Consider the following 17915-nt stretch of genomic DNA (forward strand, 5'->3'; position numbering starts at 1 on the left):
ACCACGATCAGCACAACCAGTAACCAGTGCGGGGTGGGTGAGGGCAGAGCGAGGACGACCGTCCACACCAGCGCATTGCTGCCGATGATGCCCAGTACCAGCCGCGAGCGCCGGTGCGGATGGCGACCGGTGAAGATGCCGATCACCACACCGGACACGATCGCGGCGACCACCGAGATGGTCAGCAGCGTGCCCGCCGCGCCGCGCGAAAGATTCTGCGCCACCGTCAAATACGGGACACCCCACATCAGCGCGAACACGGTGACGGAGAACTGGGTGCCCATGTGGGTGAAAAATCCCAGCCGGGTGCCGGGCCGCATCCACACGGTCTTCACGCTGGCCAGCGTCTCGCGCACGCTGACCACCGGGTCGTCGACGGTGACCCCGCTCGGGGTGTTCTTCACCAGCAACAGGGTCAGCACCAGGGATAACACGCCCAGCGACGCGACGGAGAGGTAGGCGGTCGTCCACCCCGAGCCGACCAGCAAGGCCAGGAACGGCACCGCGGACAGCACCTGTCCGAGTTGGCCCGAGATACCGGTCAACTGGGTCACCAGGGGGATCTGTCGCGGTGCGAACCAATGCGGGACCAACCGCAGCACCGAGATGAACGTGAACGCGTCACCGAGTCCGACGACCGCCCGGGCGGCGATCGCGGTGGGAAGCGAGAACGTGAGAGCCAGGGTGAGTTGGCCGGCGACCATCAGCGCGCCGCCGGTCAGGATCATCACCTTGGACCCGTAGCGGTCCAGCAGCACACCGGCGGGGATCTGCGCGGTTGCGTAGACGATGACCTGCAGCACGACGAAGGTGGACAAGACTCCGGGGCTGGCAGAGAACCGGCTGGCGGCATCGAGGCCGGAAACCCCCAGAGTGGTGCGGTCCAGGACGGCCACGATGTAGGCCAACAATCCCGTCGACCACACAATCCAGGCCCGCACTGCCCATCACCCTTTCGCCGATTCGCCCACCCATCATCTCTCGCGATGCAAATTGATTCCGCCGCCCGACTATTCCCGCCGCCGGCCGCGGTGACCGTGGCGAGCTATACCCGGGTGGCGGCCGGGTCACCGCCGAAGCGTTGCGCGAGCCAGACCGGGATGACCGCGAGCAGCGTCAACGTCGCGGCGACGACGTTGATTACCGGAGCCTGGTTGGGCCGGAACAGGTTGCCGAAGATCCAGATCGGCAGCGTCTGTACAGTCGGCCCGGCAGTGAACGTGGTGACGACGATCTCATCGAAGCTCAGCGCGAACGCCAGGATCGCCCCGGCCAGCAGCGCGCCGCGCATCATCGGGAACGTGACGTAGCGAAACGTCTGCCAGCCCGATGCGCCCAGGTCCGCCGACGCATCCTCCAGACCGGTGCCCAGGCGGCGCAGCCGCGCCTGGGTGTTGTTGAACACGATCACGATGCAGAACGTCGCGTGCCCGACGATCACCGTCGCCAGCCCCAGCGTCATGCCGAGCACTGAGGTGAACGTCGCGTTGAGCGCGATACCGGTCACGATGCCGGGCAGCGTGATCGGCAACACCACCAGAAGGCTGACGGTGTGCCGGCCGAAGAACTCGTAGCGCTGCACGGCGAACGCGGCCATGGTGCCCAAGACGAGCGCCAGCGCTGTCGCGCACAGGCCGACCACCACCGAATTGGCCAAGGAGTGCCACATGCCCGCACTGGCCCAGGCGTCCGCCCACCACCGCAGCGTGAAACCGGTGGGCGGAAAGGCGAAGGTCTTCGACGAGTTGAACGCGTTGAGCACCACCAGTAGCAGCGGGGCGTACAGGAAGATCAGCACCAGCACGGCCCAGCTCCGGACCAGACGACGCATCCCGGTTGACAACATCAGACGTTCTCCAATGCTCCGGTGCGCCGCATCGCCATCAGATAGAGCACGATCCCGGCCAGCGGGATCAGCGACAGTGCGGCCGCCAACGGTTGGTTGTTGGCGGTCACCAATTGTCCGTAGATGATGTTGCCCAGCATCTGGGTCTTGCCACCGACGATCGTGACCGCGATGTAGTCACCCATCGACAGCGAGAACGTGAAGATCGACCCTGCGGCGATTCCGGGAAACACCAACGGCGCCACGATGGTTCGCAGTGTGGTCAGATCCGAGGCGCCCAGGTCGGCGCTTGCGTCGATCAGCGGAATGGGCACTCGTTCGAACGCGGCGAACACCGGGATCACCATGTACGGCAGCCACAGGTAAGCCAGCGTGAGCACCGTGGCGATCAGGCCGTAGCCGGGGGTGTAGCCCGCCAGCCAGTGCAGCGGGCCCTCCGGGGAGAGCAGCATCCGCCAGGCGTAGGCCTTGACCAGGTAGCTGGCCCACAGCGGCGTGGTCACCGCGACCACCAGGGCCAGTCGTACCCGGGGCGAGGCGACCTTGGCCATGTAGAGCCCCAGCGGAACCGCCAGCACGATGCAGATCACCGTGACGCTCAGGGCGATTCCGATCGTCCGCAGTGTCGCGGTGCGGAACACCGCGTCGGTGAGGACTCGCACGATGTTGTCGCTGGTGTAGGACCGCACCACCGCACCGGTGAAGGTGTCGGTGCTCCAGAAGGCCGAAAGCAGCAGGACGCCAAGCGATCCGAGGTAGGCCACCACCAGCCAGGCCAGTGGTGGAACGAGCAGGAAGGCCAGCCGGATCCGCCGGGTCACCCCGTGGGTCAGCCCTTGATCTGCTGCCACTTGTCGACCCACTCGCTGTAGGCCGTGCAGTTGTCACCGCTGCCGTCCACGCACTGCTTCTGCGGTGTCGTCCAGTAGCTGATCTTCTCCGCGTACGCGGAGTCGGTCGCGTGGTAGGTGGCGCAGAAGTTCTTGTCGCTGGTGAACTCGCAGGCCTTGGTCTGCGCCGGCGCCTCGCCGAAGTACTCGGCGACCTGGGCGTTGATCTCCGGTGAGGTGATCCACTCCATCCACTGGTACATGCAGTTGGGGTTCTTGGCCTTCGACGACACCATCCAGGTGTCCGACCATCCGGTCGAACCCTCCTTGGGCAACACGGTGGCGATCTTGACCTTGTTGTCGGCGGTCAGCATGTTGGCGATCACCTGCCAGCTGGTTCCGATCACCGAGGTGCCGGACTCGAAGGCCTGCACCTCCTTGGTGTAGTCCGACCAGTACTCGCCGATGTTGGCGTGCTGAGCCTTCAGCAGATCGACCGCGGCATTGAGTTGGTCCTCGGTCAGCGAGTACGGATTCTTTATCCCCAGTTCGGGTTTGGTCTTCGACAGGTACAGCGCGGCGTCGGCGATGTAGATGGGGGAGTCGTACGCGGTGACCTTGCCCTTGTACTCCGGTGCGCCGGGGAACACCGCGCCCCAGGTGTCGGGGGCGTCCTTGACGACGTCGGTGTTGTACATCAGCAGGTTGGCGCCCCAGCCGTGCGGGATGCCGTACATCTGGCCGTCGACGGAGTTCCACGGCTTGTCCTTGAGGAACGCCGAGATGGTGTCGTAGCTGGGCACCAGCTTGGTGTTGACCGGCGCGACGTCGCCGGCGTAGATCAACCGGAGAGTGGCGTCACCGGAGGCCGAGACGCCGTCGTACTGGCCGGTGCGCATCAATTGCACCATCTCATCAGAGGTGTTGCCGATCTTGATGTTGACCTTGCAGCCGGTCTTCTGTTCGAACGGGTGTACCCAGTCGACCTTCGGGTCGTTGGAGCCGTCCTCGGCATAGCCGGGCCAGGCGATCAGGTTCAGCTGGCCCTCGCCCGTGCCGAGCGCGGACAGCGGCTCCATCTTCGGCGGTGCCGTGGAGCTTCCGCCGCCGGACGTGGTGGAGCTCGAACAGGCGGAGACCAATGCGGCGCACGCGACCAGCGCAACGCCGAGGCGACGGGTGGTGGTTCTCATGGCGAGCTCCTCTTCTCTTCGGACAGGGTTCGAATGGCACTGTCTGGCCAGGCCAGCACGATTGGTGCGCCGTGAGCGATTTCGGTGGAGGCCTCCGCCGACAGCAGGGTGGCGGTCAGCCGGACACCGGAGGCGTCGGCGGCCACCCGGGTGATCGGGCCCGCGTACACCACTTCCGCGACTTGTGCTGAGACGCTGCGTATTCCGTCGGGGACGGCCTCGCCAGGCGCGAGCAGCACGATCCGTTCGGGCCGGATCGCGAAGGTGCCGGGCCGGCCGACGATGGCTTCGGCGGTCGCGCCGTCGACCACATTGGAGGTCCCGACGAAATCCGCCACGAACCGGTTGGCCGGGTTCTCGTAGACCTCGCGCGCCGCGCCGACCTGTTCGATCCGGCCGTTGTTGAACACCGCGAGCCGGTCGCACAGCGTGAGCGCCTCGTCCTGATCGTGGGTCACGATCACGAACGTGATGCCGACCTCGCGCTGAATCGCCTTGAGCTCCACCTGCATCTGCTCGCGCAGCTTGAGATCCAGTGCGCCCAGCGGTTCGTCGAGCAGCAGAACTTTGGGCCGGCCCACCAGCGCGCGGGCCAGTGCGACGCGCTGCTGCTGACCACCGGAGAGCTGCGCGGGCTTGCGCCCCGCGTACCCGGACAGCCGCACCATGTCCAGTGCGGCCGCCGTGCGGTCGCGTCGCTGCGCCTTCGGCACGCCCTTGACCTTCAGCCCGTACTCGACGTTCTGGTCCACGGTCATGTGCGGGAACAACGCATAGTCCTGAAAGACGGTGTTGGTGTCCCGCTTGGCCGGCGGCAGCGCGGTGACATCGGCGCCGCCGAGGTGAACGGTGCCGGCCGTGGGCTGCTCGAAGCCGGCGATCATCCGCAACACCGTGGTTTTTCCCGATCCCGACGGGCCGAGGATCGCGAACAATTCGCCGTCACCAACGGTCAGGTCGGCGCCCTCGACGGCGGTCACGTCGCCGAACACCTTCCGCACCCCGCGCAACTCGATCTGCGGCAGGGCGGATGGCATGGGTGGATCCTACGGATCACGTTGTCGAATCGCAGCGCCATGATGGACTTCGCCGGTCGGGGCGCGTCCACGCCACCGGATTCGCGATCAAACCCCGGTCGCAGGCAGATGATGCAGATGTGACCGGTGGCGTTCATGTGATAGCTGAGGCAGTTGTCGTATCCTGGGGCGCGTGTCCGTGTCGCGCCGCGACGTGCTGAAACTGGCCGCCGCCACGCCTGCCGCACTGGGTCTGGGAAGTCTGGCGTCGGTGCTGGCCCCGCCGAGCGCGACTGCGGCCCCGCCTACCGCGACCGCGGCGCCGCTCGGTGTGCTGCTGGACTATGCCGCCGGGGTCATCAGCGCCAGTGACCTCAAAGCCTCCGGTGCGCTGGGGGCCATCCGCTATGTCTCCGACCGGCGCCCCGGCGGGGAGTGGATGCTGGGCAAGCCGATCCAGCTGCCTGAGGCTCGCGATCTGTACCAGGCCGGCCTGAAGATCGTGTCCAACTACCAGTTCGGCAAGCAGGACACCGCGGACTGGCTCGGCGGTGAACAGGCCGGGCTGATCCACGCCAAGCGCGGCTGGGCGCTGCACACCGCCGCCGGCGGGCCGGTGGCCGCCCCGATCTATGTCTCCATCGACGACGATCCCACGCCTGAGCAGTACAAGACGCAGGTCGCGCCGTACCTGCGGGCCTGGGAATCGGTGATCGGGCATCAGCGGGTGGGGATCTATGCCAACTCCAAGACCATCGACTGGGCGCTGCAGGACGGTCTCGGCTCCTGGTTCTGGCAGCACAACTGGGGTTCGCCGAAGGGGTATACGCACCCGGCCGCGCACCTGCACCAGGTCGAGATCGACAAGCGCAAGGTGGGCGGCGTCGGTGTGGACGTGAACAACATCCTCAAGCCGCAATTCGGCCAGTGGGACTGAGGCGATACGCAAAACTTACCGGCTGGTAAGGATTTGCCAGCAAATTTCTTGACGCCATTCTGGTGAACATTTGTGGACTGAAAAACCGAGCAAGTGCTTGGCCGGGGGCTGCGGCGCGCGATCGCTGACAGGCGATCAGTAGGTAACGATTCGATAACAATCGTGCGCTGATCAGCGCTATTGCACCTACTCGACCGTAACCACCTACATGCAGGACGTTTGTCCCGGATGGTCTCGGCGGCTGTTCGGCACTGTGTTACCCATCGTGCCGTTACCCGTGCGTAGAACTCGCCAGTAACCAATATCGGGCGGAAAATGGAGCCGGTTCTTATGCCACTCTTAGTACAGCCGGATGCACCGCCGAACCCCACCCGGGCGATCGCGCGGACGCCGTGATTCGACGGGGAATCGCCGACGACCCCTCCGCAGGGCAGCGCAGGTCTGACACGCCGACACATACGAAACCGAAACGCCACGACGCGACGATGAGCACGACAGGGAGATACACAAGGTGACGATCCACGAGCACGACAGGCTGTCCACGGGCGACGGATCATGGCGCGGCGGCGCGAAGCAGGCCACTACCCACGCGCTCGTCGACCGACTCAACGCCGGCGAGCCCTATGCCGTCGCCTTCGGCGGGCAGGGCAGTGCCTGGCTGGACACCCTCGAGGAGCTGGTCACCTCGGCCGGCATCGAATCCGAGCTCGCAACCCTGGCCGGTGAGGCTGAGCTGCTGCTCGAGCCCGTCGCCGACGAACTGGTGGTGGTCCGTCCGATCGGCTTCGAGCCGCTGCGCTGGGTGCGCGCGCTGGCCGCCGACGAACCCGTGCCCTCGGCGAAGCAGCTCACCTCGGCGGCGGTGTCGGTTCCCGGCGTCCTGCTGACCCAGATCGCCGCGATCCGGGCGCTGGCCCGTCAGGGCATGGATCTGGCCGCCGCGCCGCCGGTGGCCGTCGCCGGTCACTCCCAGGGCGTGCTCGCCGTCGAGGCGCTGCGCGCCGCCGGCGCCCAGGATGTTCAGCTGCTGGCCCTGGCCCAGCTGATCGGTGCCGCAGGCACCCTGGTGGCCCGTCGCCGCGGCATCTCGGTCCTCGGTGACCGCCCGCCGATGGTCTCGGTGACCAACGCCGAACCCGAGCGCATCTACGAACTGCTCGAGGAGTTTGCTCAGGACGTCCGCACGGTGTTGCCGCCGGTGCTCTCGATCCGCAACGGCCGGCGCTCGGTTGTGATCACCGGCACGCCCGAACAGCTGTCCCGATTCGAGCTCTACTGCGAGCAGATCGCCGAGGCCGAAGCCGCCGACCGCAAGAACAAGGTGCGCGGCGGCGCGGTCTTCAACCCGGTCTTCGACCCGGTCGCGGTCGAGGTGGGCTTCCACACGCCGCGCCTGGCCGACGGCATCGATATCGTGGGCCGCTGGGCCGCCGCGGTGGGACTGGACGTCGAGCTGGCCCGCGCCCTGACCGACGCGATCCTGGTCCAGCAGGTGGACTGGGTCGAGGAGGTCACCGCGCTGAACGACGCCGGCGCCCGGTGGATTCTTGACCTCGGACCGGGTGACATCCTGACCCGGCTCACCGCTCCGGTGATCCGCGGCCTGGGCATCGGCATCGTGCCGGCCGCCACCCGCGGCGGGCAGCGCAACCTGTTCACCGTCGGCGCGGTGCCCGACGTGGCCAAGCCGTGGTCGAGCTACGCGCCCTCGGTGGTCACCCTGCCCGACGGCTCGGTCAAGCTGTCCACGAAGTTCACCCGGCTCACCGGCCGCTCGCCGATCCTGCTGGCGGGCATGACCCCGACGACCGTCGACGCCAAGATCGTCGCCGCGGCGGCCAACGCCGGGCACTGGGCCGAGCTGGCCGGCGGCGGACAGGTCACCGAGCCGATCTTCGACAAGCGCGTCGAGGAACTGATCGAGCTCCTGGAGCCCGGCCGGACGATCCAGTTCAATTCGCTGTTCCTGGACCCCTACCTGTGGAAGCTGCAGCTGGGCGGCAAGCGGCTGGTGCAGAAGGCCCGCCAGTCCGGCGCGCCGATCGACGGTGTGGTGGTCAGCGCCGGCATCCCCGACCTCGAAGAGGCCGTCGAGCTGATCGACGAGCTGAACACGGTCGGTATCGCCCATGTGGTGTTCAAACCCGGCACCGTCGAGCAGATCCGCTCGGTCATCCGGATCGCCGCCGAGGTGCCGACCAAGCCGGTGATCGTCCACATCGAGGGCGGCCGCGCCGGTGGTCACCACTCCTGGGAAGACCTCGACGACCTGCTGCTGACCACCTACTCCGAACTGCGCGGCCGCGCCAACATCACGGTCTGCGTCGGTGGCGGTATCGGCACGCCCGAACGCGCCGCGGAATACCTCTCCGGCCGGTGGTCGGCGGCCTACGGCTACCCGCTGATGCCCGTCGACGGCATCCTCGTCGGCACCGCCGCGATGGCCTGCCTGGAAGCCACCACGTCGCCTGCCGTCAAGCAGCTGCTGGTCGACACCGCCGGTACCGACCACTGGGTCGGCGCCGGAAAAGCCGTGAACGGCATGGCTTCCGGGCGTAGTCAGCTCGGCGCCGACATCCACGAGATCGACAACGCGGCCTCCCGCTGTGGCCGGCTGCTCGACGAGGTCGCCGGTGACGCCGACGCCGTCGCGGCACGCCGCGACGAGATCATCACCGCCATGGCGGTCACCGCCAAGCCGTACTTCGGCGACGTCGCCGAGATGACCTACCTGCAGTGGCTGGCGCGCTACCTGGAGCTGGCGATCGGTGCCGGTGACTCGACCGCCGACACCAAGACCGCCGATTCGCCGTGGCTCGACATCACCTGGCGGGACCGCTTCGCCGAGATGCTGCAGCGTGCCGAGGCCCGGCTCAACGCGACCGACAGCGGTCCGATCGAGACCCTGTTCGATGCGTCGACAGCCGACGGCGAGTGGCTGCTGGAGAACCCGGACCGGGCCGTGGCCGCGCTGATGTCGAAGTACCCCGAGGCCGAGGCGGTGCTGCTGCACCCGGCCGACGTGCCGTTCTTCGTCCAGTTGTGCAAGACCCCGGGCAAGCCGGTCAACTTCGTCCCGGTCATCGACAAGGACGTGCGGCGCTGGTGGCGCAGTGACTCGCTGTGGCAGGCCCACGACGCCCGCTACACCGCCGACCAGGTCTGCATCATCCCGGGTACCCAGGCCGTCGCCGGTATCGACCGGGTCGACGAGCCGGTGGGCGAGCTGCTCGACCGCTTCGAGAAGACCGCTGTCGATCAGCTGCTGGCTGCGGGTGCCACGCCCGAGCCGGTGGCCGCGCGGCTGCGGGTCCGCACCGATGCGACCGGACCGCTGGCCATCGTGCTGGACTCCCCGGACGTGCTGTGGGCCGGGCGCACCGCGACCAATCCGGTGCACCGCATCGCGGCGCCGTCCGAGTGGCTGGTGCACGACAATCGTTCGGCGACAAACCATTCCACCGGTGCTCGGCTGGAGGTCACCGGTGCCGACCGGGTGGTGCTCAGCGTCCCGCTGTCGGGCACCTGGATCGACATCGCCTTCACCCTGCCGGCCACGGTGATGGACGGCGGCACCCCGGTGGTGCGCACCGAGGACGCCGCCGCCGCGATGCGCGCCGTGCTGGCCATCGCCGCCGGTGTGGACGGCCCCGAGGCACTGCCGCCGGTGACGGGCGGATCCACCACCGTCACCGTCGGCTGGGACCCCGAGCGGGTGGCCGACCACACCGGTGTGACCGCGACGTTCGGCTCGCCGCTGGCGCCGACCCTGTCGACCGTGCCGGACGCGCTGGTCGGCCGGTGCTGGCCCGCGGTGTTCGCCGCGATCGGCGGCGCTGCCACCGAGACCGGCTTCCCGGTCGTCGAGGGTCTGCTGAGCCTGGTGCACCTCGACCACGCCGCACAGCTGCTCAAGCCGCTGCCCAAGGAACCGACCCAATTGACGGTCACCGCAACGGCTTCGGTCGCGACCGACACCGAGGTTGGCCGTGTCGTCCCGGTCACGGTGAACGTGACCGACGCCAAGGGCATGATCCTGGCGGTCCTCGAGGAGCGGTTCGCCATTCGTGGGCGTACCGGCGCCAAGGAACTCACCGATCCGGTTCGCGCCGGGGGAGCGGTGTCGTTGAACGCCACCGACACCCCGCGCCGCCGTCGCCGCGACGTCACCATCGGCGCCCCGGTCGACATGCGGCCGTTCGCCGTGGTCTCCGGTGACCACAACCCGATCCACACCGATCAGGCCGCCGCGCTGCTGGCCGGCCTGGATTCGCCGATCGTGCACGGCATGTGGTTGTCGGCCGCCGCACAGCACGTGGTGACCGCCACCGACGGCAAGCCGGTCCCGCCGGCCAAGCTGATCGGGTGGACCGCGCGGTTCCTGGGCATGGTCAAGCCCGGCGACGACATCGACTTCCGTGTCGATCGGGTCGGAATCGACTTGGGCGCCGAGGTTTTGGAGGTCACCGCCAAGGTTGGTACTGACCTGGTGATGAGTGCCACCGCCCGGCTGGCGGCCCCGAAGACGGTGTACGCGTTCCCGGGGCAGGGCATCCAGCACAAGGGCATGGGCATGGAGGTGCGGGCCCGGTCCAAGGCCGCCCGCAAGGTGTGGGACACCGCCGACAAGTTCACCCGCGACACCCTGGGCTTCTCGGTGCTGCACGTGGTGCGCGACAACCCGACCAGCCTGATCGCCTCCGGCGTGCACTACCAGCACCCCGAAGGCGTGCTCTACCTGACGCAGTTCACCCAGGTCGCCATGGCCACGGTGGCGGCCGCGCAGGTTGCCGAGATGCGCGAGCAGGGCGCGTTCGTCGAGGGCGCGATCGCCTGCGGTCACTCGGTGGGCGAGTACACCGCGCTGGCCTGCGTCTCGGGCGTCTACAAGCTGGAGGCGCTGCTGGAGGTGGTGTTCCACCGCGGCAGCAAGATGCACGACATCGTCCCGCGCGACGAGATGGGCCGGTCCAACTACCGACTGGCGGCCATCCGGCCGTCGCAGATCGATCTGCCGGACGCCGACGTCAAGGATTTCGTCGCCGAGATCGCCGAGCGGACAAACGAATTCCTACAGATCGTGAACTTCAACCTGCGCGGTTCGCAGTACGCGATCGCCGGCACGGTGCGCGGGTTGGAGGCACTGGAGGAAGAGGTCGAACGGCGCCGGGAGATCACCGGCGGCAAGCGGTCGTTCATCCTGGTTCCCGGCATCGACGTGCCGTTCCACTCCGACGTGCTGCGCGTCGGCGTCGACGACTTCCGTCGCGCGCTGGAGCGGGTCATGCCCGAGGATGCCGACCCGGCTCTGATCGTCGGGCGCTACATCCCGAACCTGGTGCCGCGGCCGTTCACCCTGGATCGCGACTTCATCCAGGAGATCCGCGATCTGGTGCCGGCCGAGCCGCTCGACGAGATCCTGGCCGACTACGACACCTGGCGCAACGAACGGCCGCACGATCTGTGCCGCAAGGTCGTCATCGAACTGCTGGCCTGGCAGTTCGCCAGCCCGGTGCGCTGGATCGAGACCCAGGACCTGCTGTTCATCGAGGAAGCCGCAGGCGGTCTCGGCGTCGAGCGTTTCGTCGAGATCGGCGTGAAGTCCGCACCGACCGTGGCCGGCCTGGCCAGCAACACCCTGAAGTTGCCGGAATTCGCCCACAGCACAGTCGAAGTGCTCAACTCCGAGCGCGACGCCGCGGTGCTGTTCGCCACCGATACCGACCCCGAGCCGGACGACGAGCCCGAAGCCCCCGCCGCCGAGGCGCCGGCCGAGGCTGCCGCGGCCGACGCCGCTCCGGCGGCTCCGGCTCCGGCGGCCGCACCGGCCGGCGGGCCGCGCCCCGACGACATCGCGTTCGATGCGGGCGATGCCACCCTGGCGCTGATCGCGTTGGGCGCCAAGATGCGCATCGATCAGATCGAGCCGCTGGACTCGATCGAGTCGATCACCGACGGTGCGTCCTCGCGGCGCAACCAGCTGCTGGTCGACCTCGGTTCGGAACTGAACCTGGGTGCGATCGACGGTGCCGCCGAGGCGGACCTGGGGTCGCTACGCGGTCAGGTGGCCAAGCTGGCCCGCACCTACAAGCCTTTCGGCCCGGTGCTGTCGGATTCGATCAACGATCAGCTGCGCACGGTGCTCGGCCCCTCGGGCAAGCGTCCGGCCGCCATCGCGGAGCGGGTCAAGAAGACCTGGGAGCTCGGCGACGGCTGGGCCAAGCATGTGACCGCCGAACTGGCGCTGGGTACCCGCGAGGGCAGCAGCGTGCGCGGTGGTGCACTCGGCGGCCTGCACGAGGGTGCGCTGGCCGATGCGGCCGCCGTGGACAAGGCCATCGACGCCGCGGTCGCCTCGGTGGCCGCCCGCAAGGGCATCGCGGTGTCGCTGCCGTCGGCCGGCGGTGCCGGTGGTGGCGTGGTCGACTCGGCCGCGCTCAACGAGTTCGCCGAGCAGGTCACCGGTCGCGACGGGGTGCTCGCCTCGGCCGCTCGCCTGGTGCTCGGGCAGCTGGGTCTGGACAACCCGGTGTCGGCCGCGCCTTCGGCCACCGATGCCGAGCTCATCGACCTGGTGACGGCCGAACTGGGCTCGGATTGGCCTCGGTTGGTGGCTCCGGCGTTCGACGCCCGCAAGGCGGTGCTGCTCGACGACCGCTGGGCCAGCGCCCGTGAGGATCTGGTCAAGCTGTGGCTGGCCGAGGAAGGCGACATCGACGCCGACTGGCTGCGGCTCTCGGAGCGTTTCGAGGGCGCCGGCAATGTCGTTGCCACCCAGGCGAACTGGTGGCAGGGCAAGGCTCTGGCGGCCGGTCGCACCATCCACGCCTCGTTGTTCGGCCGGATCGCCGCCGGTGCCGAGAATCCGAACAAGGGTCACTACAGCGACGAGGTCGCAGTGGTCACCGGTGCCTCCAAGGGCTCGATCGCCGCATCGGTGGTCGCCGGCCTGCTCGACGGCGGTGCCACGGTGATCGCGACGACATCCAAGCTCGACGACGATCGGCTGGCGTTCTACAAGACGCTCTACCGCGACCACGCCCGTTACGGCGCCTCGCTGTGGGTGGTGCCAGCCAACATGGCCTCCTACGCCGACATCGACGCCCTGGCATCATGGGTCGGCACCGAGCAAACCGAGAGCCTTGGGCCGCAATCGATCCACATCAAGGACGCGCTGACCCCGACGCTGTTGTTCCCGTTCGCCGCCCCGCGGGTGGCCGGGGACCTGTCGGAGGCCGGCTCTCGCTCCGAGATGGAGATGAAGGTCCTGCTGTGGGCCGTCGAGCGGCTCATCGGCGGGCTGTCCTCCATCGGTGCCGAACGCGACATCGCCTCGCGGCTGCACGTGGTGCTGCCCGGCTCGCCCAACCGCGGCATGTTCGGCGGTGACGGCGCCTACGGCGAGTCGAAGTCCGCGCTGGACGCGGTGGTCAACCGCTGGAACGCCGAAACCTCGTGGGCCCAGCGGGTCAGCTTCGCGCACGCGTTGATCGGCTGGACCAAGGGCACCGGGCTGATGGGCCACAACGACGCCATCGTCGGTGCGGTCGAAGAGGCGGGCGTGACCACCTACAGCACGGAGGAGATGGCAGCGATGCTGCTCGATCTGTGCACGGTGGAGGCCAAGGTCGCCGCGGCGCGCGCCGCGCTGAAGGTCGACCTGACCGGCGGGCTCGGCGACGTCGAACTCGACATGGCCGAGTTGGCTGCCAAGGCGCGTGAGGAGATGGCCGGCGACACTGCCGATTCCGACGACGAGCCGGCGGCCGGCACCATCGCCGCCCTGCCGTCACCGCCGCGCGGCCACACCGCCGGCACGCCGCCGGAGTGGGCCGACCTCGACGTCGACCCGGCGGACCTGGTGGTCATCGTCGGCGGTGCCGAACTGGGGCCGTACGGCTCGTCGCGTACCCGCTTCGAGATGGAGGTCGACAACGAGCTATCGGCGGCCGGCGTGCTCGAACTGGCCTGGACCACCGGCCTGGTCACCTGGGAAGACGATCCCAAGCCGGGCTGGTACGACACCGCCACCGGCGAGCTGGTCGACGAGGCCGAGCTGGTCGAGCGCTACCACGACGCGGTGGTGGAACGCTGCGGCATCCGCGAGTTCGTCGGCGACGGGGCCCTCGAGTCCGACCACACCACGCCGCTTCTGGTCAGTGTCTTCCTGGACAAGGACTTCCGGTTCGTGGTCTCGTCGGAGGCCGACGCCCGTGCCTTCGTGGAATTCGACCCCGAGCACACCGTCATCCGCCCGGTTCCGGACTCCTCGGACTGGGAGGTGATCCGCAAGGCCGGCACCGAGATTCGGGTGCCCCGCAAGACCAAGCTGTCGCGGACGGTGGGGGCGCAGATCCCGACCGGGTTCGACCCGACGGTCTGGGGCATCAGCCCGGACATGGCCAGCTCGATCGACCGGGTGGCGCTGTGGAACATCGTCGCGACCGTCGACGCGTTCCTGTCCTCCGGCTTCACCCCGACCGAGCTGATGCGCTGGGTGCACCCCAGCCTGGTGGCCTCGACGCAGGGCACCGGCATGGGCGGTATGACGTCGATGGAGACGATGTACCACGGCAACCTGCTCGGTCAGGCCAAGCCGAACGACATCCTGCAGGAGGTGCTGCCCAACGTCGTTGCCGCACATGTCATCCAGTCCTACGTCGGCAGCTACGGGTCGATGATCCACCCGGTCGGCGCGTGCGCCACCGCCGCGGTGTCCGTCGAGGAGGGCATGGACAAGATCCGCCTCGGCAAGGCCGAACTGGTGGTCACCGGTGGCTTCGACGACATGACCGTGGAGGCCGTCATCGGCTTCGGTGACATGGCGGCCACCGCCGACACCGAGACGATGCGGGCCAAGGGGATCAGCGACTCGAAGTTCTCCCGCGCCAACGACCGGCGCCGGCTGGGCTTCCTGGAGGCACAGGGCGGCGGCACCATCCTGCTGGCGCGCGGCGACCTGGCGCTGAAGATGGGTCTGCCGGTGCTCGCGGTGGTGGGTTACGCCCAGAGCTTCGGCGACGGTGTACACACCTCGATCCCGGCCCCGGGCCTGGGCGCACTGGGCGCCGGGCGCGGCGGCAAGGATTCGCAGCTGGCCCGTTCGCTGGCCAAGCTGGGGGTCGGCGCCGACGACATCGCGGTGATCTCCAAGCACGACACCTCGACGCTGGCCAACGATCCCAACGAGACGGAGCTGCACGAGCGGCTCGCCGACTCGCTGGGCCGGGCCGCCGGCGCCCCGCTGTTCGTCGTGAGCCAGAAGAGCCTGACCGGCCATGCCAAGGGCGGTGCGGCGGTGTTCCAGATGATGGGGCTGTGCCAGATCCTGCGCGACGGTGTCATCCCGCCGAACCGCAGCCTGGACTGCGTCGACGACGAGCTGGCCGGCTCCGGGCACTTCGTGTGGGTGCGTGACACCCTGCGCCTGGGCGACAAGTTCCCGCTGAAGGCGGGCCTGGTCACCAGCCTCGGGTTCGGCCACGTGTCGGGTCTGATCGCGCTGGTGCATCCGCAGGCATTCCTGGCGACGCTGAGCGAGCAGGAGCGTGCGGACTACACCAAGCGGTCCCGCGAGCGGGTGCTGGCCGGTCAGCGGCGACTGGCCTCGGCCATCGCCGGCGGACGGCCGATGTACGAGAAGCCCGCCGATCGCCGGTTCGACCACGACGTGCCGGAGAAGCGGCAGGAGGCGGCGATGCTGCTCGACCCGGCGTCACGGCTGGGCGAGGGCGACACCTACGTGCGATGAGCATGGGTGCATCCGTTAGGGTGCTCGCGTGGCGATAGTCGGTGTGGGGATCGATGTGGTCTCCATTCCCGACTTCGCCGAGCAGGTGGATCAGCCGGGAACGGTGTTTGCCGAGACCTTCACCCCAGGTGAGCGCCGCGACGCCGCCGACAAGAGCTCGGTGGCGGCACGGCACCTGGCGGCTCGGTGGGCCGCCAAGGAGGCCGTCATCAAGGCGTGGTCGGGCTCCCGATTCGCTCAGCGCCCGGTCCTGCCGGAGGGGATCCACCGCGACATCGAGGTGATCACCGACATGTGGGGCCGGCCCAAGGTCCGTCTCACCGGTGCCATTGCCGAGCACCTGGCCGAGGTGACGATCCACGTGTCGCTCACCCATGAAGGCGACACCGCCGCCGCGGTGGCCATCCTGGAGACGCTGTAGCCGCGAGCAGACGCACACTCGCACGATTCCCCGCGAATCCGTGCGATTCTGCCTCTGCTCGTGCTGGGTAGGGTCGTGGCCATGACCGATATCGTCGACCGTGTGCGGGCCGTCCTTCCCTCGGTGCGGGCCGATCTCGAAGACCTGGTGCGCATCCCGTCGGTGTGGGCTGACCCCGCCCGCCGCGACGAGGTGCACCGCAGTGCCCGTGCGGTCGCCGACCTGCTGCGCCAGGCCGGCTTTCATCAGGTCGAGATCGTCGCCGAAGGCGGCGCACCTGCGGTGATCGCACACCATCCCGCCCCGCCGGGTGCGCCGACCGTACTGCTGTACGCCCACCACGATGTTCAGCCCGAAGGTGAACCGGGGCAATGGAATTCGGATCCGTTCGAACCGGTGGAGCGGGACGGGCGGCTCTATGGCCGCGGCAGCGCGGACGACAAGGCCGGCATCGCGACGCACCTGGCGGCCTTCCGCGCCTACGACGGCAATCCGCCGGTCGGTGTCACCGTGTTCGTCGAGGGGGAGGAGGAGTCCGGCTCGCCGTCGCTGGGCCGGCTGCTGGCTGCCCACTCCGGCAAGCTGGCCGCCGACGTCATCGTGATCGCCGACTCGGACAACTGGACCACCGAGATCCCCGCGCTGACGGTCTCGCTGCGCGGGCTGGTCGACTGTGTGGTCGAAGTCGCCACCCTGGACCATGGCCTGCACTCGGGGCTGTGGGGTGGCGTGGTGCCCGACGCGCTCAGCGTTCTGGTGCGGCTGCTGGCCAGCCTGCACGACGACGACGGCAACGTCGCCGTACAGGGCCTGCACGAGACCACCGCCGCCGATGTCGACCGCGGCCCGCAGTGGGTGCGCACCGAATCGGGTCTGCTCGACGGGGTGCGCGAGATCGGGTCCGGGCCGGTGGCGCAGCGGATGTGGGCCAAACCCGCGATCACGGTCATCGGCATCGACACCACCCCGATCGCCAAAGCCTCCAACACCCTGATCCCGCGCGCGAGCGCCAAGGTCAGCATGCGGGTGGCGCCCGGCGGCGACGCGGCGGCACACCTGCATGCGCTGCGCCGCCACCTCGAGCGGCACGCTCCCTGGGGCGCGCACGTCAAGGTCATCCCGGGCGACATCGGGCAGCCCTACGCGATCGACGCCAGCGGCCCGGTCTACGACGCCGCCCGCGCGGCTTTCCGGCAGGGCTGGGGTACCGACGTCGTCGATATGGGGATGGGCGGCTCGATTCCGTTCATCGCCGAGTTCGCCGCCGCGTTCCCCGACGCCACCATCCTGGTCACCGGCGTCGAGGACCCCGGCACCCAGGCGCACAGCGTCAACGAGAGCCTGCACCTCGGCGTGCTGGAGCGCGCCGCGATCACCGAGGCGCTGCTGCTGGGAAAGCTGGGCACACGTCAGACCGAGAGTTCGTAACCGACTTCCGTGAAAGCGAACCCGCCCCGCTCGGCAAGGGACAAGTCCTGCCGATCGATGAGGGTAGGTGGCTGTCGGAGGTAGAGGCGGTAACCCAATGCGCGGAACTTCAATGCGAACTCGTGGCCTTCGATGTGCCATCGCGCTAGGCGCGCCAACGGACCATCGCCCGGCGATCGGATCACGCGATCGATCGTCAGGTTAGGACTCGGGCTGCTGATCTGGCCGTCGATGTCGCAGACGTCGTCGAAGACCAGCGTGGCAGGGGCGACGAGGAACGGCGTGCACAACTGTGACTCTGCCGGTGGCCACGCGACGATGTAGTCGAGGTCCATCAGGAGCCGCGACACGAAATTCCCCGGTGGCCCCTCAGCATGTAATGCAATCGCGTGAACGGTCGCGTCGTGCCAAAGCATCTGGTCGAGATCGCTGTCGCTCCAAACGCTCTTGGTGAGCCCCGACATCGCGTCGCTACCTTCGGTCATGCCGGTAT

The 17915-nt window shown here is 68.5% G+C and carries 9 protein-coding genes and 1 pseudogene; 4 read left to right on the forward strand and 6 right to left on the reverse strand.

The genetic code is table 11. The features are described from left to right. The 5 genes from MSZK_RS26835 to MSZK_RS26855 all read right to left on the reverse strand — a co-directional run. A partial coding sequence (locus MSZK_RS26835) for a nitrate/nitrite transporter (RefSeq protein WP_099251586.1) occupies positions 1–941 on the reverse strand: 941 nt, incomplete at its 3' end. Positions 942–1045: 104 nt separating this feature from the next. Beyond that, positions 1046–1846 (reverse strand): ABC transporter permease, encoded by an 801-nt coding sequence (locus MSZK_RS26840; protein ID WP_099251587.1) that lies wholly within the window; start codon positions 1844–1846, stop codon positions 1046–1048. Beyond that, positions 1846–2697: an ABC transporter permease gene (locus MSZK_RS26845; RefSeq protein ID WP_099251588.1), complete on the reverse strand. Its 852-nt coding sequence runs from the start codon at positions 2695–2697 to the stop codon at positions 1846–1848. Before MSZK_RS26845 ends, MSZK_RS26840 begins: the two co-directional genes overlap by 1 nt. Further along, positions 2676–3869, reverse strand: coding sequence for an ABC transporter substrate-binding protein (locus MSZK_RS26850; RefSeq protein WP_099251589.1), 1194 nt, complete (start codon positions 3867–3869; stop codon positions 2676–2678). Before MSZK_RS26850 ends, MSZK_RS26845 begins: the two co-directional genes overlap by 22 nt. After that, on the reverse strand, positions 3866–4906 hold the full coding sequence (locus MSZK_RS26855; RefSeq protein ID WP_099251590.1) for an ABC transporter ATP-binding protein: 1041 nt from the start codon (positions 4904–4906) through the stop codon (positions 3866–3868). The genes MSZK_RS26850 and MSZK_RS26855 overlap by 4 nt, the downstream gene beginning before the upstream one ends. 172 nt (positions 4907–5078) lie before the next feature. Between MSZK_RS26855 and MSZK_RS26860 the strand changes: the two genes are divergently transcribed. From MSZK_RS26860 to MSZK_RS26875, 4 genes and pseudogenes are all read left to right on the forward strand, one after another. Beyond that, a complete protein-coding gene (locus MSZK_RS26860) occupies positions 5079–5822 on the forward strand; it encodes a glycoside hydrolase domain-containing protein (protein WP_099251591.1) in 744 nt (247 codons plus the stop codon). A gap of 511 nt (positions 5823–6333) precedes the next feature. Further along, a complete protein-coding gene (locus MSZK_RS26865; protein ID WP_099251592.1) occupies positions 6334–15573 on the forward strand; it encodes a type I polyketide synthase in 9240 nt (3079 codons plus the stop codon). A gap of 28 nt (positions 15574–15601) precedes the next feature. Next, on the forward strand, positions 15602–15994 hold the full coding sequence (locus MSZK_RS26870; protein WP_059017865.1) for a holo-ACP synthase: 393 nt from the start codon (positions 15602–15604) through the stop codon (positions 15992–15994). After that, positions 15991–17422: pseudogene (locus MSZK_RS26875) on the forward strand (dipeptidase); the annotation flags it as partial. The gene MSZK_RS26870 and the pseudogene MSZK_RS26875, both read left to right, overlap by 4 nt. Here the strand turns inward: MSZK_RS26875 and MSZK_RS26880 are convergent. Next, positions 17404–17907 (reverse strand): hypothetical protein, encoded by a 504-nt coding sequence (locus MSZK_RS26880; RefSeq protein ID WP_099251594.1) that lies wholly within the window; start codon positions 17905–17907, stop codon positions 17404–17406. The pseudogene MSZK_RS26875 and the gene MSZK_RS26880 overlap by 19 nt on opposite strands. Positions 17908–17915: the final 8 nt, after the last annotated feature.

Source organism: Mycobacterium sp. shizuoka-1, assembly GCF_002723835.1.
Classification (GTDB): Bacteria; Actinomycetota; Actinomycetes; order Mycobacteriales; family Mycobacteriaceae; genus Mycobacterium.